Below are 24,424 nucleotides of genomic sequence, written 5' to 3' on the forward strand. Positions count from 1 at the left end.
TGCCGTGGCGCAAGGCATGGGCGGCGGGATGACCGACGCCCCTGCCCCGCCGCTCATGCTGTTCAACAGCCTGACGCGCAGCCTCGAACCCTTCGAGCCCGTCCACCCCGGCGAGGCGCGTGTCTATAGCTGCGGCCCGACGGTCTATAATTTCCAGCATATCGGCAATATGCGCGCCTATGTCTTTGCCGACACGCTTGGCCGAACGTTGGCCTTCAAGGGCTACGCTCTACGCCATATCATCAACATCACCGACGTCGGCCACCTGACGTCCGATTCCGATGCCGGCGACGACAAGATGGAAAAGGCGGCGGCGTCGCAAGGCAAATCGGCGTGGGACATCGCCGCGTTCTACACCGCGGAGTTCAAGCGCGACCTGAACTGGCTCAACGTGCGCGATCCCGCCAAATGGACGGTCGCGACCGAATATGTGCCGCGGATGATCGACTTCGCGAAAAGCATCGCCGACCGCCATTGCTACGAGCTCGATAGCGGCCTCTATTTCGACGTCTCGACCGTCGCCGACTATGGCCGGCTCGCGCGCGCCGTCACCGACGACGGGGAGGGCCGCATCGAAGAGGTCGAAGGCAAGCGCCACGCGGCCGACTTCGCAATCTGGCGCAAGACCCCGGCCGGCGAGACGCGCCAGATGGAATGGGATTCGCCTTGGGGTCGCGGTGCTCCCGGCTGGCACCTCGAATGTTCGGTGATGGGCGAAGCCGAACTCGGCATGCCCTTCGACATCCACACCGGCGGGATCGATCATCGCGAAATCCATCATCCGAACGAGATCGCCCAGAATCAGGCGTATCGCGGCTGCGGCAGCCTCGATTGCGCCGAACATTCAGGCGCCCGGATGTGGATGCACAACAATTTCCTCATCGACCGCGGCGGCAAGATGTCGAAGTCCACCGGCGAATTTTTGCGCCTGCAACTGCTGGTCGACAGGGGCTACCACCCGCTCGCCTATCGCCTGATGTGCCTGCAGGCGCATTATCGCAGCGAGCTGGAATTTTCGTGGGAAGGCCTTGGCGCCGCGCTTACGCGGTTGAAGCGGCTGGTGATGGTCGTCGAACAGTTGAAGTCTGCTAGCTCGCAGCCTCCCGTGAAACCAATTGACTGGTGGACTGAGCGGTTAGGTGCTTTTGAGGACGCAATTTCGGATGATCTGAACACTCCGAAAGCACTGATCTGGCTGGACGATGTCCTAAGCCTGAAGAAATTCAACGCCGGCGAACGGCTGGCCGTCGTGAAGGACATGGATCAAGTTCTCGGACTTGAGCTCCTGACCCTCACCCGCTCCGATCTCCGCATCCGTCCCAAATCCGCCACCATCACGGAAACCGACATCGAAGCCACGCTCCTGCGCCGCAAGGAAGCGCGCGCGGCAAAGGATTTCGCCGCATCCGACGCGCTCCGCGACGAGCTGATCGCAGCGGGTGTGGAAGTGATGGACGGCGACCCCCTCGGCTGGGACTGGCGCCTCGCCAATTAGAGACTTGCCGCACCGTCGCTGGCTGCTAGCCTCGTTGCATGTCGCAACTGATCTGCTGGCTCCTTGTCGGTCTTGTCCACCTGATCCCGGCGCTGGCCCTGTTCCGGCCGGCGCTGATCACGCGGCTTTACGGCGTTCGGCCCGACAGTCCGCTCTTCCTGCTCATGCATCACCGCGCGGCGCTGTTCTTCGCGGTGCTCGTCGCCTGCGTCTGGGCGGCGTTCGACCCCGGCGGACGCAAGCTCGCGACATTGCTCGCCGCAATCTCGATGCTCAGCTTCCTCTTTCTCTACCAGTCATATGGCCGCCCCGCGCAGCTCGGCACCATCGCGCTCGTCGACCTGATCGGCCTCGTCCCGCTGGCCTGGGCGGGCTGGCACGCATTTCAGCAGTAGGAATATCATGACCAAGACCGTCACCGTCCTGTCGGGCCTGATCCGGCCGCTTGTCGAAAACCGCCTGCCCGACTGGGTCGAACCGCGCTTCTTTGCGTCGAAGGAAGAAGCGCTCGAACTCGCGCCCGCGGCCGAAATCGGCTGGTTCGACATGTACGACAAGAAGGATATGGCCGCCGTCATCACCGCGGCGACGCAGCTCAAATGGCTGAACTCGATCTACGCCGGGGTCGACGGCATGCCGCTCGACCTGCTCCACCAGCGCGGCACGGTGGTAACCAATGGCGCGGGGATCAACGCGATCACCATCGCCGAATATGTCGTGATGGGAATGCTGACCGTCGCCAAGGGGTATCGCGATGTCGTGCGCGCGCAGGAACGCCGCGAATGGCTGATGGACTCGCCGGGCAAGGTCGAACTGTTCGGCTCGAAGGCGCTGCTGCTCGGCTATGGCGCGATCGGCAAGCTGATCGAGGAGCGACTGAAAGGTTTCGCAGTCGATGTTACCGTCGTGCGCCGCTCACAGGGGCCGAACACGCTCACGCCCGACCAGTGGCGCGCGCAGCTCGGCGATTTCGACTGGGTGATCCTCGCGGTCCCCGCGACGCCCGAAACCGACGGCATGATCGGCGCCGCCGAATTCGCGGCGATGAAGCCGACCGCGACGCTGATCAATATCGCGCGCGGCAGCGTCGTCGATCAGGACGCGCTCGTCGCAGCGCTCGATAGCCAGCAGATCGCGTCTGCCTTCCTCGACGTCACGACCCCCGAACCGCTCCCGTCGGACGACCCGCTGTGGAGCCTCGACAATGCGCATATCACGATGCACCTGTCGGGCCGCGCGCAGGACAAGATGTTCATCCGTTCGGCGCAGCGCTTCCTGGAGAATCTCGATCGCTGGAAAAAGGGCGAGGCCGTCGAGCCGCGCGTCGATCTGACGCTAGGCTATTAACGCGGCCGCTCGGCCTTCAACTCGCGCACCAACGGCTGCAGCCGCTCGTCATATTTGGCGAGCATCGTGTGCGCGCCGGCATGGTCGTAGAAGCTGACGAGCTCGCGCCCGTTCCAGCGGTGGAGCGCATAGGCGGGATCTTCGGCGACGATCATCGGCCGGTCGTCGGGATGATTCTCGTCGATCGGGCGAAGGTCGAGCGACACTTGCGGTGCGGTCGACGAGCAGATCGCAATCGTCCGCCCCTCCCACGCCACGGTCACGCTGCGATGAAGGTGGCCGCAGATCAGCCCGCGGACCTGCGGATGCCGCCGCACGACGTCGGTGAAGGTCGCGACCCACGGTTCGTCGGGGTCGGTGTTCATCCACTCGATCCCGCTTTCGACCGGCGGGTGGTGCATGACGATATAGGTCGGCTTGGCGCTGTCCTTTGCCAGTTCGGCGTCGAGCCACGCGGCGCGCCGGTCGCAGAAAGCACCGCCATGGCGCCCTTCCTCGAGCGTATCGACCGTCACCAGCCGCAGCTCGGGCAGTTCGATCGTGTACTGGACGAACCCGTTGCCGTCGTCGAAGCCGGGAAAGCGCGCGTGGAAATTATCGCGCAGGTCGTGGTTGCCGACGCTGGGCCACACGGGAAAGGGGCAGCGCGAAAAGGCAGTCACGAGGCGGCGATAGCTGTCGTCGTCGCCGCGATCGGTGATGTCGCCGGTCGCGAGCAGCAGGTCGGGGCGGTTCGGCCCCTCGATCAGCACGTCGAGCACCTCGTCGAGGCGCTTGCGGTTATATTCGGCCGGATTGTCCGGATCGAACCCGATATGGATATCGGTGATCTGTGCGATCAGCATATCCGTCCCCCGTTCCGGCCGGCTGGTCCCGGCCCATAAAACTTCACCCGCCCCGCCTTGCCCCGTGCAAGGGAGGTGTGCGCCACGTCACATCGTAAAGGCCCCGCCCCCCGGTTCCTGTGATCATGCTCACACCATAGCTAGCAGCAAGAGGTTTATTTGTGATTGCAGCGGTGTTTTTCTTGGTTTTTCGCGGCGGCATCCACGGTTTCCCACCGTCCGAATGATATTCGTGGCACATCGCGCAGGGCGATTCGGTCGCGGTCTCGACCTTCACCACCCGCGCCCCGCCCTCGCCGACATGGCAGTCGCGGCACTGGCGCACCCCGGGGACGAGGAGATCGGTCGACGCCTTCGACGCGGGCGCGGCGGTGTGGCAATCGGCGCATTCGGTTTCCTTGTGCGCGTCATGGTCGAACCAGCCCTTCTGCAGGTAGCGCGGCGTCTGGGTCACTGAGGCGACGCGCCAGCCGGTTCCCGCCTGCGGGGCGAAAATCGTATGGCAGTCATAACAGGCGCCGCCCTTCGAAAAGACCGCGCGCACGGCATCCTGCGCGCGCGACGGCCGCGCCGCGACTTCGTTGAAATAGATATTGTAGACCTGCCCCTCGGCATAGGCGCCGGGGCGCCGCCGCTGCATCCCGCCGAGCTGGAGCGGCCGCGCGGGCGGGGTCGAGCGATAATAAGCGGTGAGATCGGCGACGACCTGGTCGGGTTCGCCATGACGCAGCGTGCGCGTCACGCCGCCCACGGTCTCGAACGCGAGGCTGTGGCACATCGCGCAGTCGCGTTCCATCTCGACCGGCTTGACGCGCACCCCGTCGGCTTCGACGCGGTGGCAGTTCGCACATTCGAGTTTCTTGCCGAAATCATAGCGGCCGCGGAAGCTCGCCGCCATGCGCGCGACCCCGCCGGTCGCCTGCAAGTGCATGTCGTGCGGGAATTTCAGGCCGTTGTAATCGACCGTCCCCTTAGCCAGCGTGGTGCGCACCGGCTTCGCGCCCGGCGCCGACCGCACGAGCGGACGGAATTCGGGATGGCTCGTGCCGAAATCGGCAGCGTCGGCGAGCGTCGTCGGGTGGCCCGCGGCCTTGAGCCGCGCCGACATGCCGTCGTGGCAATCGGCGCAGAATTTCTGCGGCGTCGCGGGCATCGGTCCCGCGCCTTCATGCTCGGTATGGCACTCGACACAGCGCCCCTGCGGCTTGTTGAAGGTCTTGGCAAAGCCATCGAGGATGCGTTCACCGACACCCGGCGGATGGCGCGCAGCGAGCAGCATCGCGGTCGGCGCATTGGCGTGCGCCATGCTCATCGCCTTGTGCTCGCCGGTGTGGCAGCCGACGCACGCCTTGTCGGTCACCGCGACGAAGGGTTCGACATGGCACGACTGGCAATCGTTTTTCAGGCTGGCGTGCGCACTCGACAGCGGCCCCGACAGCCAGGCGCTGTCGGCATGATAGCCGTCAGGGCGTTCGTTCACATTCTTGTAGCTGTACCAAGCCCAGATCGGCCCGATCAGGAAAGCGAGCAGCATCACCGCCGCGAACAGCCACGCCCCCATGCGCTTGCCGAGCATCACGCCTTGCAGCGAGAAGGCCTTGACCTCGTCGACGTCCTTCGACGATTGCGACAGCTCGTCGATCCGCTCGACGAGCAGGATGATATTGTCGCCCTCGCGCGCGATCGTCAGCCGGTGGCCGCCGAAACGCAGCTCGCCACCCGAGCCACTGTCGATGTCGGCGACGGTTTCGCTGCGGCCGTTGAGGTCGAACCCCAGCCCCTCGTTCGCCGCGACGCGCACGGTCCGGCCGTCGGCGCTGCTGATCGTCGCATGATGCGGGTTCACCGCAAGATCGGCGACGTGGATCGTGTTGCCGCCCTCGCGGCCGAGCGTGATCGTGTCGCCCGGCAGCGCCTGGTCGCGGATGATCTGCTTGCCCGTCTTCGTCGTCGAGATGCGGCGCAGGATGAAGCTCATGATCCCCCTCCCCGCCTTACCAGTAGAAAAAGACGCTGATGATGTGCGCCGACAGCGCCGCGATCAGCGCAAAGGTCAGCGGCACATGCACATAGAGCCAGATTTCGAGCAGCGCGCGGATGCGTAGATGCCGCCGCAGCCGCGTCAGTGCGGCTTCCTTTTGCTTGAGCAGCCCGACGACCTTCTCGCGCGCCTCGCGGTCGCTTTCGTGCGAGACCGACAGCGTGCGCAGCGCCGCCGCAGTCGCGCAATTCGGATAGCGGCCCGACAATCGCGCGCCGATGCCGCCCGCGAACGGATCTTCGTCGAGCGCTGCGAGCACCGGCGCGGTGTCGGCGGGCGTCAGCGGTTGCGCCGCGCTGTGCAGCTGGCGATCGAAGGCGCGGATCGCCTCGAGCATCTGCATCTGCGTCATCTCGTCGCGGTTGTTCGAAAGCGCCGCGGGTAGGGTCGCATAGGCGATGACGCCATAGAGTCCCGACAGGATCACGAGCATCATCAGCGCCCACGCGAGCGTGTGGACATTCCACCCGAGCTGGAACCCGGTGTGCCAGGTACCGATGACGATCAGGCTGAGCCCGAGATAGACATGCGCCGAGGTCCACGCCTTCAGCGACCAGTAATCGCTCGTCATCTTGCGTTTGCGATAGCCCATTGCGGTGAGCCACAGGATGAGCGCCGCACCGATCGTGCCGAGTGTATAGCCGTACCAGCTGCCGCCATTGTGCCGCGGCGTCACGTCGACCAAGGCGTAGCTCACGATGATCAACAGGCAGAGCGCGCCCGAGATCTTCGCCCAACGGAAACCCGCGTAGCGCAGGAACCCTTCATGCTTGCGCTCACGGACGCGCTCGGTCTGGGTCGCCTTCGACCGGCGGCGTTGAAACAGGCTCGCCATCAGCCGGCATCCTCTTCGAGCCGCGCGATCGACAGGAATTCTTCAGGCGAGACGCGGATCGCGGCACCCGTCGGACACGCCCGCACGCACGCCGGGCCGCCCGAGATGCCCTTGCACATGTCGCATTTGACCGCGATCTTCTTGGGCTTTTCGTCGCCCAACTGCTTCTTGGTCCATTTGGGCGACGGCTCGCCCGGACCGGGGCCGAAGCCGGTGAGCAGCCAGCGCAGCAGGCTCGGCTTCTCCGGTGGTGCGGCCTCCATGCGGATCACGCCATAGGGACAGTTGCGCATGCAGTTGCCGCAGCCGATGCAGCCGGGTTCCATGAACACCTCGCCATCGGGGCCGCGGTGGATGACGTTCGGCGGGCAGTCGGCCATGCAGTGCGGATGCTCGCAGTGGCGGCAGCTCGTCGGCACGTGCAGGTGCGCAAAGGTCTTGCCCGCCTCGCGGTCGAGCCGCGACAGCCCCTCGTGGCTGTCGGCGCACGCTTTCTCGCAATTGTCGCAGCCGACGCACAGATTCTCGTCGATCAGCAGCGCGTCGGTCGCCTCGCCGAGCCCTTCCTTCATGATGAAGCTCGCGGTGTCCGAATACAGATCGACCGCGCTCGAATAGCTCGCCTTGCGCGATTCGATGAAGCTGTTCATCTGCGCGCGTTCGGCGACCGCGGCCTCGGTCGCCTCACGCACCTGCGGCCGCGCGGCGAGCATCTTGCGAAAACTTTCGCCGGTCAGCTTGATCAGTTCGGCGCCAACCGCCGCCTTGACCGTGGCGTTGCGCGGCGCGCCGCTCAGCACGCCCATTTCGCCAAAGAAGCTGCCAGCGGGCAGATAGCGCAGGAAGATCGGCTTGCCGCCGATATCCTTCTCGACGACCATCGATCCCGACCGGATAACATAGACATCGTCGCCCTGCTCGCCCTCGGTCAGCACGACCTTGCCCGCGGGCACGCGCTCGACCTCGGCCGTATCGACGACGGGACCGAGATCCTCGACGGTCAGTCCGCCCTTGAAAATCTGGAGCAATTGCCGTTCGAGCGAGATGCGGTTGATCACGCGCTTCGCGCCGGGCACCGCAGCCATCAGCTTGAGCGCCGCCGTGCGCGACACTTCGACGAAAATGCCGTCTTCGCCCGCGCGGATCGTCGCGCCGCGCTTGCGCCCCGAAATCAGGCCGACCTCGCCAAAAATCGACCCCTGTTCGATCGGCACGGTGACGCCGGGGCCGACCTCGACCTCGGCAAAGCCGTCGGCGATCGCGAACAGCGACGATCCCGGCTCGCCTTTCTCGAACACGATGTCGCCCTTGCGATAAAAGGCGACCTTCGAATCGAGCATGAATTCGCGCATCTGCAGGGGCGACACGTCGGCGAAGATGCTGATGCGGGTGCGCAGATATTCGAGCCATTCGCTGACCATCTTCTTTTGCGGCAGATCGGCGAAGATCGCCGCCAGATCCTTTTCGTCCGCCGGGGTCAGGCCGGTGTTGCCGCCCAAGAACTCGACGACGTCATAGCCCTGGTTCATGCAATGCTTGATCAGCGGATAACCCGCGAGCGCGCCGATCACGAAAATGCCGGGAACGGTCGATTCAAAGGTCGGCGACAGCTTCGGGAAGGCCTCGCGGTCGGGGCCGGTAAACTCGATCCCCATCGATTCGACGAAGCCGCGCGGCGCGACCGATCCGAGGCGCGCGACGATCACGTCGCATTCGATCCGCTCTTCGCCCGTCGGGGTTTCGAGCGTCAGCCAGCCGGGTTCGACCTTCTTGGGCTGCGTCTCGGTGCGGATCGACATGAAGCCATTCTCGCCCGCCTCCATCATGTCGGCGACATTCTTCGCCTTGGCGCGCGCGAAATCCTTCGAGCGGTTGAGGATGGTGACGGTGTTTTCGAGCGCTTCCTCGGCGACGCCGAGCGCATTTTCGATCCCCGCGTCGCCCGACCCGACGACGGTGATATGCTTGTCCTTGAAATCCTCGGGATCGTCGACCTGATAGATGATGTGCGGCATGTCCGCGCCTTCGCAGCGCATCCGGTTCGGATTGCCCTGCGTACCGATCGCGAGCACGATATTCTCTGCCGTGTAAACCTCACCCTTCGCCGTCTTGATCGCAAAGGCGCCCTTCTCACCCGTCACTTCGGCGACCTCGGCGTGATACGCCACATTCACCTTGTTGTTCGCGGCGTCCTCGTCCCAGTTACCGAGGATATATTCGCGCGCACCCTCGGCAAAACGGCAGTCGGATCGCAGGTCGAGCCGTTCGGGCGTCGCGAGGACGCGCTTGCCTTTTTGATATTTGAAGATGGTGTCCGACAGGTGGTCGGTCTTTTCGAGCAATATGTGGCTGAGCCCGAGCTGCCCGGCGCGCGACGCGGCGCTGAGCCCCGCGGGCCCCGATCCGATGATCGCAACCTTGACCGGCTCGCTCATGCGCGCGCCACCGCGCGGCAAAAGCCGCACCTGCCATCGCTGACCGTGATGCTGAACGCGCGCACGGGCATCCTTTCCCCCTGTCGCCAGCCCCCCGGCGAAATCATAACGGATGCGACCCGGACTTATGTCCTCGGCGCAAAGCTATGCCCTTGAAAGCGAGGAAAGGTCAACCGGTGGCGGCGAGAATCTGGCCGTTGCGAGACGTTCGCAATTAGGCGGATTTGTGCGGGCTGGCGCCACTTTCGCTAACGCAAGGGGCGCACCTGATTGTCGACACCCTGAACCGAAATGCGCGGCTTGCCGTTGCCGCGGATCCGCCAGCTTACGACATTGTCGACACCCGAAACACGAAGGTCGGCGCCGGGCGGCAAAATTATGCTGATCTGGTTGTCGACGCCATTGACCGTCAGACCGGGGCAATCGCCGACGAAGTCGATGCGATTGCCCGAACCCGAAACCTCGGCCGGGCGCCCTTCGCAATCGATCTGATGTGCCTGGTCGACGCCGTTGATCGACGCGCCGTCGCGCGTTCCCGCGCCCTGACGCGGCTGCGCCGCGAGCGGTGAGGCGGCAACGGCGAGCCCGGCAGCAAAGGTCGAAAGCAGGAATTTTTCGGCGCCACAAGTTTGGAACAAGGCCATCTCCTATGTTCCCCGCCTCGAAAATCCCCTTAGGGTTCAATGGCCTGCGAAAAGCGCCTCGTCAACCAGCCAACGCTGGCGAACCGTCAGGCGAGCTCGAACATCGCCGCGATGCGCTCGGGCTGGGTCGGTTCGAAGCGCGACCAGCCATCGGGACCGAGCCGTTCGAGCGGGCGGAAGCGTGCCTTGTAAGCCATGCGCGCCGACCCTTCGATCCAGTAGCCGAGATACACGTAAGGAAGTCCGGCACGCGCGGCGCGCTGGACATGGTCGGCGATGATATAGGTACCGAGTCCCTCGCGCAGCGGATGGCCCGCGTCGAAGAAGCTGTAGATCATCGACAGCCCGTCGCCCTGCCGGTCGGTCAGGCAGCAACCGACGAGGCGCCCCTTGGTGCCGTCGGTCGTCGGCTCGCGATATTCGATCATATAGCTATCGACCGGGGTCTGTTCGACCATGTCGGCGAAATCCTGCTCGTCCATGTCGGCCATGCCACCGTTCGGATGGCGTGAGCCCAGATAGGAGCGGAGCAGCGCATATTGCTCTTCGGTCGCCCATGGCTTGCACGCGGTGGCGACGAGGTCGCCGTTGCGCCGGATGTTGCGTTTCTGCGAATTGCTCGGGGTAAACTCGCCCGCGCAGACGCGCACCGACACGCACGCCGAACAATCGGCGCAGCTCGGACGATAGGCAACCGACTGGCTGCGGCGAAAGCCGATGCGGCCGAGCGCGTCGTTCAGTTCGTTCGCCGTGTTGCCGCTGAGCTCGGTGAACACCTTGCGCTCGGTCTTGCCCGCCAGATAGGGACAAGGCGCCGGGCTGGTGACAAAAAAGCGCGGAAAACGGAACGGTGCGGACACGCGAAAACAACCTCCGGACTGGCGATGCGGAGCCCCCCGACGCGGGTCCGACGCGCTACTTGCACCAACTATGCCGCGCGGCGTCAATGGTGCAAAGCGCATTTACCATTTTAGGACGTCCCGTTCTGAATCAACCCCGAAATTTTGTGAATCAGCCGGTAACTCTTGTGCCGATTTGAATCGATCTTGATCCTCCCTGCGGCGAAGCCGTGGGGAGGGGGACCGCCGCGAAGCGGTGGTGGAGGGGCAGCAACATCACGCAATAGCCCCTCCGTCAGCGCTTCGCGCTGCCACCTCCTCATGCCTTCGGCACAGGGAGGAATGTTGATCAGCTATACCCGCGCAGCTCGTCGCCGGTCAGCGTCGCGACGTGCAGCACGTTCGTCGACCCCGGGGTACCGAACGGCACCCCCGCCATCATGACGAGCTTCGCGCCCGACTTGCAGATGCCGTGGCGCAGCGCCATGCGCTTGCCCTTGGCGATCATCTCTTCGAAGCTGCCGATATCCTTGGTCGGCACCGCATGCGCGCCCCAGAGCAGGCCCATGCGCCGCGCCGCTTCCTTCTTGGGCGTCAGGACGAGCAAGGGCGCGCCCGGCCGTTCGCGCGCGACGCGGCGTGCGGTCGAACCCGATGCGGTGAAACAGATGATCGCGTCGGCGGCGATCGTCTGGATGATCGTACCGGCTGCCTCGGCGAGGGCATCGGCGGTCGTCGCGTCGGGTGCCGTCTCGGTGAAGTGGAGGCGGCGATAATAATCGGGGTCGCTTTCGACCGAACGCGCGATGCTGTCCATCATCGTCACGGCCTCGACCGGCCAGGCGCCCGCCGCGGTCTCGGCCGACAGCATGATCGCATCGGCGCCGTCATAGACGGCGGTCGCGACGTCGGACACTTCGGCGCGCGTCGGCGAGGGCGAGACGATCATCGATTCGAGCATTTGCGTCGCAACGACGACGGGCTTGCCCATCCGGCGCGCGGTCGCGACGATCTTTTTCTGGAGCGGCGGCACGGCCTCGGGGGGAAGTTCGACCCCCAGGTCGCCGCGCGCGACCATCGCCGCGTCGGCGAGCTCGAGGATTTCCTCGATCCGCTGCACCCCCGACGGCTTTTCGAATTTCACGAGCAACGCCGCCTTGCCGCCGATCAGCCGCCGCGCCTCGGCGACATCCTCGGGCCGCTGCACGAACGACAGCGCGATCCAGTCGACATGCTGTTCGAGCGCGAAGGTCAGGTCCTTGCGGTCCTTTTCGGTCAGTGCGGCGAGCGGCACGACGACGTCGGGGACGTTGACGCCCTTGCGGTCCGAAATCTTGCCGCCGACCTCGACCACCGTTTCGATCCGGTCGGACGCGACGCTCTTGACGCGCAGCACCAGCTTGCCGTCGTCGATCAGCAGGCGCGTGTCGGGTTCGAGCGCGGCGAAGAGTTCGGGGTGCGGCAGGTGGACGCGCGTCGCGTCGCCGGGTGCCTTGTCGGTGTCGAGCGTGAAGGCCTCGCCCTTCACCAGTTCGGCGGGGCCATCCCGGAACGTGCCGACGCGCAATTTCGGCCCCTGCAGGTCGACGAGGATCGTCGTCGGGCGGCCGGTGTCCTTTTCGAGCGCGCGGATCGCCGCGATCACCTTCGCATGGCCGGCGTGGTCGCCATGACTCATATTGACGCGAAAGGCGTCGGCGCCCGCGCGGTGCAACTCCGCGATCATCTCCGGGTTGGCGCTTGCGGGGCCAAGGGTCGCCAGGATGCGCACCTTGCGCTGGCGGGGGGTAAAGCTCTGAACCACAAATGCTCCGATGACAGGGGACGCTAGGGCAATGCCGCCTTGATGCGATGGACGCTAGGGCAATGCCGCCTTGATGCGATGAAGGCAACAACCGTATAGCTATTCAATCAAAGGGAGTAGCCATGTCCTGCAGCGACGATCAGCCGAATTCCAATAATGCGCTCGACGCGCTCGACGATGCCGCCGCCGCCGCGGCGTTCCGCCGCCTCGTTCGCCTGCTCCAGCATCGCAGCGACGCGGCGAACATCGACCTGATGGGGCTCGCCGGATTTTGCCGCAACTGCCTTGGCGACTGGATCGCAGAGGCCGCGGACATGGACAAGGAAGCGGGCCGCGCGATCGTCCACGGCATGCCCACCGCGGAGTGGAAAGCGCGCTTCCACGTCGCCGCGACCCCCGAACAGCTCGCGCGGATGGAAGAAAGCATGGCCAAGAATCCCTGACCCCGCTAATCGGGCGCCGAGGCGATTCTCGCCACGCAATCATCCAATCTGAGCGGAGTATAAAATGAGCGAAGCCACCGTGTCCGACGAACAGCTGCGTCTTTTCATCGAGCGTATCGAGCGTCTGGAAGAAGAGAAAAAGGGCATCGCCGACGACATCCGCGACACCTATAACGAAGCCAAGAGCAACGGCTACGACCCGAAGATCATGCGCCAGATCGTGCGCCTGCGCAAACTGCCGGTCCACGACCGCAAGGAAATGGAAGCGATCCTCGACGTCTATAAATCGGCGCTCGGAATCGACTAAAAACCACGAGGGAGAGTGACGATGTTCAGCACCACCACCAACAATGTCGAGGGCCGTCCGGTCCGCGAATATCTGGGCATCGTCACCGGCGAGGTGATCGTCGGCGCGAACCTGTTCCGCGACCTGTTCGCGTCGATCACCGACATCGTCGGCGGCCGCTCGGGCAAATATGAGGATGTCCTCGCCCGCGCGCGCAAGGAAGCGATCTCCGAGATGGAAGCCGAAGCGGCGCGCCTCGGCGGCAATGCGGTGATCGGCGTCGATCTCGATTATGAGGTGCTCGGCCAGAACGGCTCGATGCTGATGGTCAGCGCGTCGGGAACCGCCGTGGTTGTCTGAAACCTCGCTTCGCGCTAGTGGCGGCGCCACATTCATTTCATCGATCGGGAACCGCAAGTGGCCGGCCATAGTAAATTCAAGAACATCATGCACCGCAAGGGTGCGCAGGACAAAAAGCGCAGCAGCCTCTTTTCGAAGCTGAGCCGCGAAATCACCGTTGCGGCGAAGATGGGGCTGCCAGATCCCGACGCGAACGCACGCCTGCGCGCTGCGGTGAACGCTGCCAAGGCGCAGTCGATGCCGAAGGACAATATCCAGCGCGCGATCGACAAGGCGGCGGGCAACGACGGCGATAATTACGAAGAAATCCGCTACGAAGGCTATGGCCCCGGCGGCGTATCGCTGATCGTCGAGGCGCTGACCGACAATCGCAACCGCACCGCGACGAACGTCCGCACCGCCTTCTCGAAGAACGGCGGCAACCTCGGAACCTCGGGTAGCGTCAGCCACGGTTTCGACCGTCTCGGCATGATCAGCTATGGCGCGGGTGCCGGCGATGCCGACACCGTGTTCGAAGCCGCGCTCGACGCGGGCGCCGACGACGTCGAATCGTCCGAGGACGGTCACGACATCTGGACCAGCGTCGATTCCTTGCACGAAGTCGCGAAGGCGCTCGAAGCAAAGCTCGGCGAAGCCGAGGGCGTGAAGCTCGCATGGCGTCCGACGCTCAAGAGCGAAGTCGCCGACGAGGCGCTGGCGCAGACTTTGTTCAAGCTGATCGATACGCTCGACGACGACGACGATGTCCAGACCGTGTGGGGCAATTACGAAATCCCCGATGCGGTGATGGAGAAGCTCGGCTGATCATCCTGGGTCTCGACCCCTCGCTCAGTTGTACCGGCTGGGGCGTCATCCGCGTCGAGGGCAGCCGGATCAGCCACATCGCCAACGGGCAGGTGAAAACCGACGCGAAGGCTTCGCTGCCCGACCGGCTCGCTTATCTCGACACCGTGCTCGCGGCGGTGATCGTCGATCATGCCCCCGCTTGCGCGGCGGTCGAGGAAGTCTTCGTCAACGACAATCCGCAATCGACGCTGAAGCTCGCGCACGCGCGCGGCGTGGTGTTGCTCGGCTGCGCGCGCGGCGGGTTGGCGGTGACCGAATATGCCCCGCGGCTCGTCAAGAAGGCGATCGTCGGCACCGGCGGCGCGGCGAAGGAACAGGTGCAGGCGATGCTCCGCGTCCTGCTGCCCGGCGCGAAGGTCGCGGGCGCCGATGCGGCGGATGCGCTCGCGGTCGCGATCTGCCACGCGAACCATCGGCCGCGAGTCTGAACACCGTCATCGAGGGAAATTGATTCCCTTTTCGTTCTCCCCGCGCTAGCACCGATCCATGATCGCGAAACTCACCGGACGGCTCGACAGCAGCGGCGCAGGCCATGCGGTGATCGACGTCGGCGGCGTCGGTTATCTGGTCGAGGCATCGGCGCGGACATTGGACGCGCTCGGCCCGGTCGGCGGCGACGTCACCATCCACACAGAGATGCTTGTCGGCGAGGATTTCCTGCGCCTGCTCGGCTTCGCCAAGGCCGAGGAACGCGACTGGTTCCGCCTGCTCACCAGCGTGCAGGGCGTCGGCGCGAAGGTCGCGCTCGCGATCCTCTCGGCGCTCGAACTCGGCGACCTGCAACGTGCGCTCGCGAGCGGCGACAGCGCGATGATCGCGCGCGCGAACGGCGTCGGCCCGAAGCTCGCGCAGCGGATCACGCATGAACTGAAGGACAAGGCGGGCGCGTTGGGCGGGATTGCCGGCAGCACCCCGTCAGTTGCGGCAACCGCCGGTCCGCTTGGCGACGCCGTCACCGCGCTCACCGGCCTCGGCTTCAAACCCGGAGAAGCCAGCGCGGCGGTCGCAGCGGCAAGCGAGGAACTGGGCGTGGGCGCGAGTCTCGACGCGCTGGTGCGCGCGGCGCTAAAGAAGGCGGCAAAGTGACCGAGCGCGTTCGCAACGCCTCCTGCCGCTGCGGCCAGCTCCGCATCGCCTGCTCGGGCGAACCAATCCGCGTATCGGTCTGCCACTGTCGCAATTGCAAAGCGCGGAGCGGCAGCGCCTTTGCCGCACAGGCGCGCTTCCCCGCCGAGAATATCCGCACAGAGGGCCAGGCGAAATTGTACCAGCATCCCGGCGGAAGCGGCACACTCGCGGACTTCTACTTCTGCGAAAACTGCGGCTCCACGCTCTGGTTCCTCAATCACCCGGAGCTCGACAGCTATGCCGTTCCGATCGGCAATTTCGAACCCGGCCATGACTTCGAGCCGCAATTTTCAGTCTATGAGGATCGTCAGTTACCTTGGGTTTGTATCCTCGGCGAGGCAATAGAGCGTTATGACTGAGCCCGCCCTCACCACCCCGATCCGCACCCCGGAGGATGCCGACGCCGCTTTGCGGCCGAAGTCGCTCGCCGAGTTCGTCGGGCAGGCGGCGGCGCGCGAGAATCTGCGCATCTTTATCGAGGCGGCGAAGGCGCGGGCCGATGCGCTCGACCATGTGCTCTTCTATGGCCCGCCGGGGCTCGGCAAGACGACGCTGGCGCAGATCGTCGCCAAGGAACTCGGCGTCGGCTTTCGCTCGACGTCGGGTCCGGTGATCGCGAAGGCGGGCGACCTTGCCGCGCTGCTCACCAATCTCGAGGACGGCGACGTCCTGTTCATCGACGAGATTCACCGCCTGTCGCCCGCAGTCGAAGAAATCCTCTATCCCGCGATGGAGGACCGCGCGCTCGACATCATGATCGGCGAAGGGCCGTCGGCGCGCAGCGTCCGCATCGACCTACCGAAATTCACGCTGGTCGGCGCGACGACGCGGCAGGGGCTGCTCACGACGCCGCTGCGCGACCGCTTCGGGATTCCGGTGCGGCTCAATTTCTACACCCATGGCGAGCTTGAGCAGGTGATCGCGCGCGCCGCACGATTGCTGGCGTTGCCGATCGCGTCCGACGGCGCGCTCGAAATCGCGAAACGCTCGCGCGGGACACCGCGGATCGCCGGACGATTGCTCCGCCGCGTGCGCGATTTCGCGACCGTCGCGGGTCACGCGATCGTCGACGCGAAGGCGGCCGATGCCGCGCTCAACCGTCTCGAAGTCGACGCACTGGGCCTCGACGCGATGGATCGGCGTTACCTCACCATGATCGCCGACATCTATCGCGGCGGCCCCGTCGGGGTGGAGACGCTCGCGGCGGGCCTCAGCGAACCGCGCGACACGATCGAGGATGTCATCGAACCCTATCTGCTGCAGGCCGGACTGATCGCGCGCACCGCGCGCGGGCGCATGCTCAACGCGAGCGCATGGAAGCATCTGGGGCTCAATCCACCCGCGGGCTCGCAGGACGGACTTTTCGATCAGGCGAAATAGGCGGATTTCCGCGGCTTTCATTCTGCCAACCGGCCCCGATCTGCGACGAACCGTTGGTTAGGGGTTTGCGACGAGTCGTTGCGACGCTATCGGTTGGGACAATGGTAAACGTCCCGCCTCCCTTCATCCCCGGCGCCTTCGTCGGGGCTGAGCATCATTACCGGGCGCGCGTCTATTTCGAGGACACCGACCTTTCGGGCATCGTCTATCACGCCAATTACCTGCGCTATATGGAGCGCGCGCGGTCGGACATGCTGCGCATCGCGGGGATCGACCAGCGCGCGGCGATGGAGGGCGGCGAAGGTAGCTGGGCGGTCACCGACCTCGCGATCAAATACCGCAGCCCGGCGAAGCTCGACGACGATTTGCTCGTCGTCAGCACCGTCGAGGCGGTGCGCGGCGCGAGCGTGATCATATCGCAGCGCATCCTTCGCGGAACTGACACGTTAAGCGGCGAGACATTGACGGTCGGGCAAGTCACCGCCGCCTTCCTGTCGCCCGAGGGCCGGCCACGCCGCCAGCCCGCAGGGTGGGCCGACCGATTTACCGCCATCATGAATGGAGAGACTTTCCCTTGCTAGACAATATCTCGCTGGCCGCCGACGCGGCGACCCTGTCCCCCGTCGCGCTGTTCCTGCAAGCGGACATCATCGTGAAGGCGGTGATGATCGGCCTCCTCGCCGCCTCCATCTATGTCTGGATGGTGATCTTCACGCACGGCCGCGGGGTCAGCAAGTTGATGAGCGCGTCCGAACGCTTCGAACGCGATTTCTGGCGCGCCGACAATATCGACAAATTCTTCGACAAGAACAGCGGCGAGGAACTGCCGAGCGCCAAGGTGCTTTCGGCCGGGATCAGCGAATGGCGTCGATCGACCAAGGGCAAGATCGTCGATCGCGAAGGCACGCGCGAGCGCCTCGGCATCGCGATGAACTCGGCCGTCGCGGGCGAAGTCGACCGGCTCGCCGAAAAGATCGGCACGCTCGCCACGATCGGCTCGGTCGCGCCTTTTGTGGGCCTCTTCGGTACCGTGTGGGGGATCATGCGCAGCTTCACCGCGATCGCGGCGGAAAATAACAGCAGCCTTGCCGTCGTAGCTCCGGGGATCGCCGAGGCCCTCTTCGCGACCGCGATCGGCCTGTTCGCCGCTATCCCCGCAGTCATTGCCTACAACGCCTTCTCGCAGCGCCTGAACCGGCTCGAATCGCGCCTCGGCCGCTTCGCCGACGGGCTGCACGCGACCTTCAGCCGCGAACTCGAGGTCGAAGCCTGATGGCGATGACCGGACCTTCGGGCGGCATCGGCGGTCGGCGCGGCCGCGGCGCTCGGCGCGCGCCGATGGCCGAGATCAACGTCACCCCGCTCGTCGACGTGATGCTCGTGCTCTTGATCATCTTCATGATCACCGCTCCCCTGCTCGCCTCTGCCGTCCCCATCGACCTGCCCGAAAGCCGGGCGAAGCCGGTCGAGACCGAAGATCAGGAACCGGTGCAGCTGTCGATCAACGCCGACGACACGCTCTATATCGGCGAGGACGTCGTGCCCGAGGCCGAGCTTCCCGCGCGGCTCGACGCGATCGCGCGCGAGAATGAAGGCAAGGACAAGCCGCGCCAGATCATGCTGCGCGCCGACAAGGGGCTCGATTACGGGCGCGTCATGCGCGTGATGGGCGAGCTCAACCGTGCGGGCCTGACCCGCATTTCGCTGGTGACGACAGGTTCGGAAGGCGCCGCCAACAGCGCGTCCGCCGCGGTCACCGACGGTTCAGAAACGCAACCCTAGGTTGAGATGATGGCCGAACAACGGGCAGTGAGGGGGAATGAAAGACGCGGGTTCGCCATCGCGGTGGCGGCGCATGTCCTGATTATCGGGCTACTTTCGTTTCAATGGACCCCGGGCGACCGCCGTTTCGACAACCCGCCGATGGAAGTCGATTTGATCGCCGAAACCGCGGTCCAATCGACCGCGCCGGTGATCAGCGAGACCCCGCCCGCCGCGCGGCTCGGCGAAGAGGACAATGTCGACATCGCGGCACCCGAACCGATGCCGGCGCCGCCGCTGCCCGAACCGGTCGTCCGTCCGCCCCCCGCGCCGACACCGAAGCAGGTGGCGCGCCCGAAAGCGGCGCCCCCGAAACAGCCCCCCGCAGCGCAAAAGGCGCAGCCGAAGGCCGCCCCGAAAGCCCCGCCAGCAAAGGACCGCCCCACCCGCCCGACCGGCCGCCTCGATGGCATCGCCGAGGGGCTTTCGCGATCGCAGCCCAAATCGCCTGCGAGCAAGGGCGCGCCCGCGGCGGCGACCGCCGCCGAGGTTCGCCGCTCGATCGACGTCAGCATCAAAGCGAAGGTCGGCCCGCGCTGGAACGGCTGCCGCATATCGGGGGTCGATGTCGACCAGCTCAAGACCGTCGTGAAGTTCAAACTCACCCAGTCGGGCGCGCTCGCGGGCTTCACCAGCGTCAACACGACGGGCGAAAACGACAGCAACAAATTCCAGGTCCAGCGGCACCAGGAATGCGCCAAACGCGCGGTCGAACTGGCCGCACCCTTCGACCTGCCCGAAGAGAATTACAGCTTCTGGCAGAATTACACGCTCGATTTCATCAAGAGGTAAGAGAGATGCTCCTCCGCCCGATCAGCCTTTCGCTCGCCCTGCTGCTCACCGCGGCACCGGTCGCCGCGCAGACGAACCCAGCACCCCCCGCGGTCACCCCGACCGAACCGCGCGAAACGATCGAAGGCACGCTGTCGCAGGACCGCACCGTCATCGCGATCCCGGCGCTCGCGACGCCGTCGGCGCAGACCGTCGCCGGGCTGCGCACCGATACACTTGGGCGCCAGATCGCCGAAGTCATCGCCGCCGACCTTGAGCGCAGCGGCCTCTACGCTCCCGTCGGCCCCGCCGGCCTTCGCGCGATCTCGATGGCCGAAGTCACGGCGCCGCGCTTTGCCGACTGGCAGGGAAACAACGCCGAAAATGTCGTCCATGGTTTCGTGCGCGCGAGCGGCACCGGCGGTCTCGTCGTCGGCTGCTATCTCTACGACACCCAGCTCGGCAGCGAGCTGGTACGGCAGGGTTTCGAGATCCAGCCCGGCGACTGGCGCCGCGCCGCGCACAAATGCGCCGACGCCATCTATTCGCGCCTGTCGGGGGAATCGCCCTTCTTCGACAGCCGTGTCGCCTATATCGCCGAAAGCGGGCCGAAGGGGAATCGCATCAAGCGGCTCGCGATCATGGATTCGGACGGCGGCAACCACCGCTTCATCACCAATGGCCAGGCGCTGGCGATTTCTCCTCGGTTCTCTCCCGATTACAAGAAGATCGTCTACGTCTCCTATCTGAACAACCGCGTCCGCGTATTCATCTATGACGTGGCATCCGGGTCGCAGAAGCTGGTGACCGAAAGCGCGAACGCGACCTTCGCGCCGCGCTGGTCGCCCGATGGCACGCAAATCCTCTATTCGATGGCGGTGAACGGCAACACCGACATCTATCGCATCTCGGCGAACGGCGGCACCCCGGTGCGGCTGACCAACACGCCCGGCATCGACGTCGGGGGCAGCTTCTCGCCCGACGGCAAGAAGATCGTGTTCGAGAGCGACCGGTCGGGCGGCCAGCAAATCTATACGATGAACATCGACGGGTCGAACCAGCAGCGGATCAGCTTTGGCGGCGGCCGGGCGGCGACGCCCGAATGGTCGCCGCGCGGCGACCTGATCGCCTTCACCCGCATGGGCGGCGGCGAGTTCCGCGTCGGCGTGATGACCCCGTCGGGCGGCGGCGTGCGGATGCTGACCAACAGTTGGCAGGACGAGGCGCCGACCTGGTCGCCGAATGGCCGCGTGATCCAGTTCTTTCGCACGACGCGCGGACGCGAAGGCAAGTCGAGCCTGTGGCAGGTCGACCTGACCGGCGTGAACCTGCGCCGCCTGCCGACCCCGCAGGACGGATCTGATCCCAGCTGGGGCCCGGTACTTCCCTGAGGAAAACCGGAACCAAAGGGATGCGATCGGGTTCAACTATCGCGTCCTGAACGGGCCAATTCGGCCGCACGATTGATTTTCAACAACAAGAGGACAGAAACATGACGATACGCAAAAGCACCGCGATGATCGCGGCGATCACCATGCTTGCTGTTGGCGCCTGCGCGAAAAAGGCCCCCGACACGCTTCCCCCCGCCCCCGAAGGCACCGGGGATACGGGCACCGACACCGGAACCGGGGTCGTCCCCGGATCGCAGGAAGATTTCCTCGCCAGCGTCGGCGCCATGGGCGACCGCGTTTTCTTCGATTATGACCAGTATAATGTCGACGCACAGGATCAGGCGACGTTGCAGACCCAGTCGCAGTGGCTGCAGCGCAACCCCGCCGTCCGCGTCACGCTCGAAGGCCATGCCGACGAACGCGGCACCCGCGATTACAACATCGCGCTCGGCGAACGCCGCGCCAACGCCGCGAAAAATTATCTCGCGTCGCTCGGCATCGATCCGTCGCGGATCAGCGTCATCAGCTATGGCAAGGAACGCCCGGCCGAACTCGGCTCGACCGAGGAAGCCTATGCGAAGAACCGCCGCGCGGTGACGGTCGTCATCGGGCGCTAAGCAGCGGCCATAGCGGCACCGTCACGAAAGCGGCGGTGCAGGCAAAGACACCGAAGGGGACCCGTCGCGCGCTGAGCGGCGGGTCCCCTTTTCGTTGAGCGGTGATCGCCCAGGCAATCCCGCCGAAGCTGGCGAGCAGCAGCAGCAGGGGCAGCGCCTGCCAACCGAGCCACGCGCCAATCGCGGCGACGAGCTTCGGGTCACCGCCCCCCATGCCCTCGGCGCCGCGCATACGGCGATAGGCCCAGGCGACCAGCGCGAGCACAGTGCCACCGACGAGCGCGCCGATCCAGCGATCGGGCAGCGTGGTGCCGAGCATCGGCCCCGCGAGCAGCAGGCCAGTGATGGCGAGCAGCGCATTGAGGCGGTCGGGAAGCCAGAAATGGCGCGCATCGAGGAGCGCGAGCGGCAGCAAAAGCCAACCGAACAGCGCCCAGAGCCATCCCGCCGTGCCGGGCGCGAGCGCAAGGGCGACAGCGCCGATCAGCGCCGACCCCAGCTCGACCCGCCAGTGAAAGGGCGCAATCGGCGCGCCGCACGTCCGGCAGCGTCCGCGCGACGCGAGCGCGGAGAGCAGCGGCACGAGATCGGCAGCGGCCAGCGAACGCCCGCAGCCGTCGCATTGCGACCGCCCGAGCACCGAACGCCCCGTGGGCCAGCGCAGTACCAAAGTCGCGATAAAGCTGCCGAGAAGCAGTCCGATCAGCCCGGCAAAGGCGACGCCCATGCCGAAGGGCCAGGCATCGAGGAAGGTCACGTCAGAAGCGGCCCGAAGTCGCCAGCACGAACCCGTTCGGGCCAGCCTTGAAGCCGAGTGCCGCGAGCGCCCCCGCCATCGCCGGATCGCGGTCGACATTGATCGCGAACTGCGCGCGATAGGCCCCTTTGCCGTCGAACGACAAGGTCAGCCGTTCCATGCCCGACTGGCTGGCGAGCGCCGCCTGCGCCCGCCCCTTCGCACAGGAGAGCGGTCCCGACAGGCCGCGCGAGAGGTCGAGGCCTGCTATCGGCGCGGTGACCGCGAGCTGGATGCGGCCGGCCGCGCTGGCGCATTGGCCTGCATCGTCGAACCGCACCGTCGCGCCCTCGAAGCGGATCGTATCGACGGGGATCAGGCCGAGCCCGCCCGACATCGATGTCGTGCCGCTGACCTCGGACACGCCGCGCGGGTCGCTGCCATGCAGCCGTCCGGCGAGCGCGCCGAGCCGTTCGTCGGCGCGCGAAAAAGCGAGTTCGACCCCGCCGCCCAGCAGCGCGAGCGGCGAAAGGCTGGCGCGCACCGTGCCGAGCGGCAGCGCACCGAGCCGCGCCTCGACCAGCTCGCCCGACCAGATCGAACCACGCACGTCGCGTGCGGTAATGCCCGCGTCGGTCGCGCCCGAAAGGCCCAGCGCGAGCCGCATCGGGAAGGTCGCAATGACAAGGAGGAGCGCGAGCAGCAGCGCCGCAATACCCCAACGCCGGCGCGCGCTCATCGGCCGCCCTTCCGGAGTTCGGCGGTCAGCCCGACGGTGCCGTCGGCGGCAGGCGTGATCGTCAACTGGTCGACGACGAAGCCCTGCCCCTCGAGCGAGGCGAGCCAGTCGGTGAGCACCGGTGCCTTGGCCGTCGCGATCGCGATCGTCGCCTGTCCTTCGCCCCGCGCCTCGTTGCGGTCGAGCGTCAGCCCGATCTCGCCCGCCGATTGCGCCAGATATTGGTCGATCGCGACCGCATCGACCGTTGCGGCGACCGATTTCGCCGGGCGCTGCGCGAGCAATTGCACTTTCGCGGCAACGCGGCCTTCGCGTTCGATTGCGGCGCGATGCTGGTTTTCCAGATCGACGAAGGCCGCAACCGCCGGGCGCCCGAGCCCCCAGACCAGCACGCCGAGCGCAAGCACGCCCGCGATACCCACCAGCCAGCGTTCGCGCGGCGACAGGCCGATCCACCAGTTTTGCAATCGCTCGGTCATGGCACCGCCCGGATCGTGATGTTCGCCATCTGCTGGCCGTCGCTACCCGCCATCGGCTGCGCGGTGACGCGATAACCGCGTGCCTGCAGCGCGAGCAGCACCTTGTTGATATCCTCGACGCGCGGTGCGGCGAGCGTCGTCGTCAGCGTCCCGTCGGTGCGATGCGACAGCGTCTTGAGCGACACGCCGGGCGTATCGCCCATCGCATCGTAAAGCGCCGACGCAGGAACAGAAAAAGCGAGCGGCCCGCCGCCGGCGGCGGCAAGACGGCGGTCGAGTTCGGCTTCGGCCGCGGTCGCGTCCACGGCGGTCACCCCGGTCTTTTTCGCCATGGCAACGACCTGATCGTCGGCGCGGCCCGTGTCGGACGCAAGGCGGATGGCATAAACGATCGGGACCAGCAGGCTGACGACCAGCAGCGCAATCGCGAGGCGCTTCGCCAGCCGCAGCATCGCCGGATCGACCGACCAGCTGCGTTTGGGTTTCCACCCCCCGCTGAGCAGGTCGATCGGCGGTGCAGCGAGCGTCAACAACAGCGCCTCGCGCATCCGGTCGGGATCGAGCGGTGCGACGGTGTGGCCACCTGCGATCAGCGGATCGAGTTCGGGATCGGACAGCCAGGCATGGTCGGCGGCGCGGACTATTTCTTCTCCGCCCACCTCGGCCTTCCACAGCGTATCGGGTTCGGGCGGCGGTACCGCCGCCGCCGCGGGGACGATGGCAAGGGGAGCCAGATTGCGCGTTTTCAGCCACCCGGTCCACGCGGTCATCGCGGCGTGGCTGGTGACCGCAACCGGGACCGCCTGTCCCGCCTCGGCCGGCTGGCCTGCGACGACATGAAGCAATGCGGCATCGCCGAGGCTTGCCTTCAACGTGTCGATCCGCGCCGCCGCAGCCGCCTGCGCCGGGGCGGCATCGGGATAATGAAGCCAGCGGAGCGGCACGTCGGCGGCGGGTGCCAGTGCAACCAGCCGGTCTTCGGGACTGTCGTCGCGCGGCTTTTCCCACGCATCGACCCATCCGTCGTCCTGCCCGCTATCGACGATCACGCCATCGTCGATGCGCAGCCACGCGGGCTGCGGCGCATTATCTTCGCCAAGCGTCGCCACCGGAGGCAGCCAGAGAACCAGCGTGCTCGCCAT

28 protein-coding genes are annotated in these 24,424 nt (G+C 65.9%); 17 read left to right on the forward strand and 11 right to left on the reverse strand.

What is annotated here, in order from left to right; all coding sequences use genetic code 11:
• Nucleotides 1–28: 28 nt before the first annotated feature.
• The 3 genes from cysS to VGN62_RS09440 are packed head-to-tail and all read left to right on the forward strand — an operon-like array spanning nt 29 to nt 2,842.
• Nucleotides 29–1,495, forward strand: a complete 1,467-nt coding sequence (cysS, locus tag VGN62_RS09430; RefSeq protein ID WP_327453079.1) for a cysteine--tRNA ligase — start codon at nt 29–31, stop codon at nt 1,493–1,495.
• Between the two features lie 38 nt (nt 1,496–1,533).
• Entirely contained in the window at nt 1,534–1,890 is a 357-nt protein-coding gene (locus VGN62_RS09435) for a hypothetical protein (protein WP_327453081.1), read from the forward strand.
• 7 nt (nt 1,891–1,897) lie between these two features.
• Nucleotides 1,898–2,842 carry a D-2-hydroxyacid dehydrogenase gene (locus VGN62_RS09440; RefSeq protein ID WP_327453083.1) on the forward strand — a complete coding sequence of 315 codons (945 nt, stop codon included), beginning with the start codon at nt 1,898–1,900 and terminating at the stop codon, nt 2,840–2,842.
• Here VGN62_RS09440 and VGN62_RS09445 read toward each other — a convergent pair.
• From VGN62_RS09445 to pyk, 7 genes are all read right to left on the reverse strand, one after another.
• Complete coding sequence (locus VGN62_RS09445; protein WP_327453085.1) at nt 2,839–3,687, reverse strand: metallophosphoesterase; 849 nt, start codon at nt 3,685–3,687, stop codon at nt 2,839–2,841. The two genes, VGN62_RS09440 and VGN62_RS09445, sit on opposite strands and share 4 nt — an antisense overlap.
• A 43-nt stretch (nt 3,688–3,730) precedes the next feature.
• Nucleotides 3,731–5,665: a cytochrome C gene (locus VGN62_RS09450; protein WP_327453087.1), complete on the reverse strand. Its 1,935-nt coding sequence runs from the start codon at nt 5,663–5,665 to the stop codon at nt 3,731–3,733.
• Between the two features lie 16 nt (nt 5,666–5,681).
• Nucleotides 5,682–6,563: a hypothetical protein gene (locus VGN62_RS09455; RefSeq protein WP_327453089.1), complete on the reverse strand. Its 882-nt coding sequence runs from the start codon at nt 6,561–6,563 to the stop codon at nt 5,682–5,684.
• Nucleotides 6,563–8,998: an NAD(P)-binding domain-containing protein gene (locus VGN62_RS09460; RefSeq protein WP_327453091.1), complete on the reverse strand. Its 2,436-nt coding sequence runs from the start codon at nt 8,996–8,998 to the stop codon at nt 6,563–6,565. Before VGN62_RS09460 ends, VGN62_RS09455 begins: the two co-directional genes overlap by 1 nt.
• 248 nt (nt 8,999–9,246) lie before the next feature.
• Complete coding sequence (locus tag VGN62_RS09465) at nt 9,247–9,636, reverse strand: DUF3060 domain-containing protein (RefSeq protein ID WP_327453093.1); 390 nt, start codon at nt 9,634–9,636, stop codon at nt 9,247–9,249.
• Between the two features lie 92 nt (nt 9,637–9,728).
• On the reverse strand, nt 9,729–10,502 hold the full coding sequence (locus VGN62_RS09470; protein WP_327453095.1) for an arginyltransferase: 774 nt from the start codon (nt 10,500–10,502) through the stop codon (nt 9,729–9,731).
• Nucleotides 10,503–10,830: 328 nt separating this feature from the next.
• Complete coding sequence (gene pyk, locus VGN62_RS09475) at nt 10,831–12,285, reverse strand: pyruvate kinase (RefSeq protein ID WP_327453097.1); 1,455 nt, start codon at nt 12,283–12,285, stop codon at nt 10,831–10,833.
• A 122-nt stretch (nt 12,286–12,407) separates the two neighbouring features.
• Here pyk and VGN62_RS09480 point away from each other — a divergent pair, with 122 nt between their 5' ends.
• The 14 genes from VGN62_RS09480 to pal all read left to right on the forward strand — a co-directional run bounded on the left by VGN62_RS09480 (nt 12,408) and on the right by pal (nt 21,328).
• On the forward strand, nt 12,408–12,728 hold the full coding sequence (locus tag VGN62_RS09480) for a DUF1244 domain-containing protein (protein ID WP_327453099.1): 321 nt from the start codon (nt 12,408–12,410) through the stop codon (nt 12,726–12,728).
• A 64-nt stretch (nt 12,729–12,792) separates the two neighbouring features.
• A complete protein-coding gene (locus tag VGN62_RS09485) occupies nt 12,793–13,035 on the forward strand; it encodes a DUF2312 domain-containing protein (RefSeq protein ID WP_192648455.1) in 243 nt (80 codons plus the stop codon).
• A 21-nt stretch (nt 13,036–13,056) separates the two neighbouring features.
• Complete coding sequence (locus VGN62_RS09490; protein ID WP_327453106.1) at nt 13,057–13,374, forward strand: YbjQ family protein; 318 nt, start codon at nt 13,057–13,059, stop codon at nt 13,372–13,374.
• Between the two features lie 57 nt (nt 13,375–13,431).
• Entirely contained in the window at nt 13,432–14,178 is a 747-nt protein-coding gene (locus VGN62_RS09495) for a YebC/PmpR family DNA-binding transcriptional regulator (RefSeq protein ID WP_327453108.1), read from the forward strand.
• A complete protein-coding gene (gene ruvC / locus VGN62_RS09500; RefSeq protein WP_327453240.1) occupies nt 14,175–14,648 on the forward strand; it encodes a crossover junction endodeoxyribonuclease RuvC in 474 nt (157 codons plus the stop codon). The genes VGN62_RS09495 and ruvC overlap by 4 nt, the downstream gene beginning before the upstream one ends.
• Nucleotides 14,649–14,706: 58 nt before the next feature.
• Nucleotides 14,707–15,306, forward strand: coding sequence for a Holliday junction branch migration protein RuvA (ruvA, locus tag VGN62_RS09505; protein WP_327453110.1), 600 nt, complete (start codon nt 14,707–14,709; stop codon nt 15,304–15,306).
• Nucleotides 15,303–15,707 carry a GFA family protein gene (locus VGN62_RS09510; protein ID WP_327453112.1) on the forward strand — a complete coding sequence of 135 codons (405 nt, stop codon included), beginning with the start codon at nt 15,303–15,305 and terminating at the stop codon, nt 15,705–15,707. Before ruvA ends, VGN62_RS09510 begins: the two co-directional genes overlap by 4 nt.
• Nucleotides 15,700–16,728, forward strand: coding sequence for a Holliday junction branch migration DNA helicase RuvB (ruvB, locus tag VGN62_RS09515; protein WP_327453114.1), 1,029 nt, complete (start codon nt 15,700–15,702; stop codon nt 16,726–16,728). The genes VGN62_RS09510 and ruvB overlap by 8 nt, the downstream gene beginning before the upstream one ends.
• Before the next feature lie 101 nt (nt 16,729–16,829).
• On the forward strand, nt 16,830–17,309 hold the full coding sequence (locus VGN62_RS09520) for a YbgC/FadM family acyl-CoA thioesterase (protein WP_327453116.1): 480 nt from the start codon (nt 16,830–16,832) through the stop codon (nt 17,307–17,309).
• Complete coding sequence (gene tolQ / locus VGN62_RS09525) at nt 17,303–18,001, forward strand: protein TolQ (protein WP_327453118.1); 699 nt, start codon at nt 17,303–17,305, stop codon at nt 17,999–18,001. Before VGN62_RS09520 ends, tolQ begins: the two co-directional genes overlap by 7 nt.
• Complete coding sequence (tolR, locus tag VGN62_RS09530) at nt 18,001–18,510, forward strand: protein TolR (protein WP_327453120.1); 510 nt, start codon at nt 18,001–18,003, stop codon at nt 18,508–18,510. The genes tolQ and tolR overlap by 1 nt, the downstream gene beginning before the upstream one ends.
• Before the next feature lie 141 nt (nt 18,511–18,651).
• Nucleotides 18,652–19,341: a hypothetical protein gene (locus tag VGN62_RS09535; RefSeq protein WP_327453122.1), complete on the forward strand. Its 690-nt coding sequence runs from the start codon at nt 18,652–18,654 to the stop codon at nt 19,339–19,341.
• Nucleotides 19,342–19,346: 5 nt separating this feature from the next.
• A complete protein-coding gene (gene tolB / locus VGN62_RS09540; protein ID WP_327453124.1) occupies nt 19,347–20,711 on the forward strand; it encodes a Tol-Pal system beta propeller repeat protein TolB in 1,365 nt (454 codons plus the stop codon).
• A gap of 101 nt (nt 20,712–20,812) precedes the next feature.
• Nucleotides 20,813–21,328 (forward strand): peptidoglycan-associated lipoprotein Pal, encoded by a 516-nt coding sequence (pal, locus tag VGN62_RS09545; RefSeq protein WP_414713269.1) that lies wholly within the window; start codon nt 20,813–20,815, stop codon nt 21,326–21,328.
• On the opposite strand, the gene VGN62_RS09550 is transcribed toward pal, so the two are convergent.
• The 4 genes from VGN62_RS09550 to gspL are packed head-to-tail and all read right to left on the reverse strand — an operon-like array spanning nt 21,315 to nt 24,424.
• Entirely contained in the window at nt 21,315–22,055 is a 741-nt protein-coding gene (locus VGN62_RS09550; RefSeq protein WP_414713271.1) for a prepilin peptidase, read from the reverse strand. The two genes, pal and VGN62_RS09550, sit on opposite strands and share 14 nt — an antisense overlap.
• A 31-nt stretch (nt 22,056–22,086) precedes the next feature.
• Nucleotides 22,087–22,803, reverse strand: coding sequence for a type II secretion system protein N (gene gspN / locus VGN62_RS09555; RefSeq protein WP_327453128.1), 717 nt, complete (start codon nt 22,801–22,803; stop codon nt 22,087–22,089).
• Complete coding sequence (gene gspM, locus VGN62_RS09560; protein ID WP_327453130.1) at nt 22,800–23,282, reverse strand: type II secretion system protein GspM; 483 nt, start codon at nt 23,280–23,282, stop codon at nt 22,800–22,802. Before gspM ends, gspN begins: the two co-directional genes overlap by 4 nt.
• On the reverse strand, nt 23,279–24,424 hold the full coding sequence (gene gspL / locus VGN62_RS09565; protein WP_327453132.1) for a type II secretion system protein GspL: 1,146 nt from the start codon (nt 24,422–24,424) through the stop codon (nt 23,279–23,281). The genes gspM and gspL overlap by 4 nt, the downstream gene beginning before the upstream one ends.

The organism is Sphingopyxis sp. (assembly GCF_035998905.1).
In the GTDB taxonomy this organism is placed as follows: Bacteria; Pseudomonadota; Alphaproteobacteria; order Sphingomonadales; family Sphingomonadaceae; genus Sphingopyxis.

Bases quoted from the DNA above. Each gene is read 5' to 3' on its own strand.
- gspL (WP_327453132.1), bottom strand. From the start codon at position 24,424: ATGGCGAGCACGCTGGTTCTCTGGCTGCCTCCGGTGGCGACGCTTGGC.
- VGN62_RS09440 (WP_327453083.1), top strand. From the start codon at position 1,898: ATGACCAAGACCGTCACCGTCCTGTCGGGCCTGATCCGGCCGCTTGTC.
- ruvA (WP_327453110.1), top strand. From the start codon at position 14,707: ATGATCGCGAAACTCACCGGACGGCTCGACAGCAGCGGCGCAGGCCAT.
- VGN62_RS09450 (WP_327453087.1), bottom strand. From the start codon at position 5,665: ATGAGCTTCATCCTGCGCCGCATCTCGACGACGAAGACGGGCAAGCAG.
- VGN62_RS09550 (WP_414713271.1), bottom strand. From the start codon at position 22,055: ATGGGCGTCGCCTTTGCCGGGCTGATCGGACTGCTTCTCGGCAGCTTT.
- VGN62_RS09435 (WP_327453081.1), top strand. From the start codon at position 1,534: ATGTCGCAACTGATCTGCTGGCTCCTTGTCGGTCTTGTCCACCTGATC.
- VGN62_RS09460 (WP_327453091.1), bottom strand. From the start codon at position 8,998: ATGAGCGAGCCGGTCAAGGTTGCGATCATCGGATCGGGGCCCGCGGGG.
- ruvB (WP_327453114.1), top strand. From the start codon at position 15,700: ATGACTGAGCCCGCCCTCACCACCCCGATCCGCACCCCGGAGGATGCC.
- tolR (WP_327453120.1), top strand. From the start codon at position 18,001: ATGGCGATGACCGGACCTTCGGGCGGCATCGGCGGTCGGCGCGGCCGC.
- VGN62_RS09485 (WP_192648455.1), top strand. From the start codon at position 12,793: ATGAGCGAAGCCACCGTGTCCGACGAACAGCTGCGTCTTTTCATCGAG.
- VGN62_RS09445 (WP_327453085.1), bottom strand. From the start codon at position 3,687: ATGCTGATCGCACAGATCACCGATATCCATATCGGGTTCGATCCGGAC.
- gspN (WP_327453128.1), bottom strand. From the start codon at position 22,803: ATGAGCGCGCGCCGGCGTTGGGGTATTGCGGCGCTGCTGCTCGCGCTC.
- VGN62_RS09535 (WP_327453122.1), top strand. From the start codon at position 18,652: ATGGAAGTCGATTTGATCGCCGAAACCGCGGTCCAATCGACCGCGCCG.
- VGN62_RS09520 (WP_327453116.1), top strand. From the start codon at position 16,830: ATGGTAAACGTCCCGCCTCCCTTCATCCCCGGCGCCTTCGTCGGGGCT.
- pal (WP_414713269.1), top strand. From the start codon at position 20,813: ATGACGATACGCAAAAGCACCGCGATGATCGCGGCGATCACCATGCTT.
- gspM (WP_327453130.1), bottom strand. From the start codon at position 23,282: ATGACCGAGCGATTGCAAAACTGGTGGATCGGCCTGTCGCCGCGCGAA.
- VGN62_RS09490 (WP_327453106.1), top strand. From the start codon at position 13,057: ATGTTCAGCACCACCACCAACAATGTCGAGGGCCGTCCGGTCCGCGAA.
- cysS (WP_327453079.1), top strand. From the start codon at position 29: ATGACCGACGCCCCTGCCCCGCCGCTCATGCTGTTCAACAGCCTGACG.
- tolB (WP_327453124.1), top strand. From the start codon at position 19,347: ATGCTCCTCCGCCCGATCAGCCTTTCGCTCGCCCTGCTGCTCACCGCG.
- VGN62_RS09480 (WP_327453099.1), top strand. From the start codon at position 12,408: ATGTCCTGCAGCGACGATCAGCCGAATTCCAATAATGCGCTCGACGCG.
- VGN62_RS09455 (WP_327453089.1), bottom strand. From the start codon at position 6,563: ATGGCGAGCCTGTTTCAACGCCGCCGGTCGAAGGCGACCCAGACCGAG.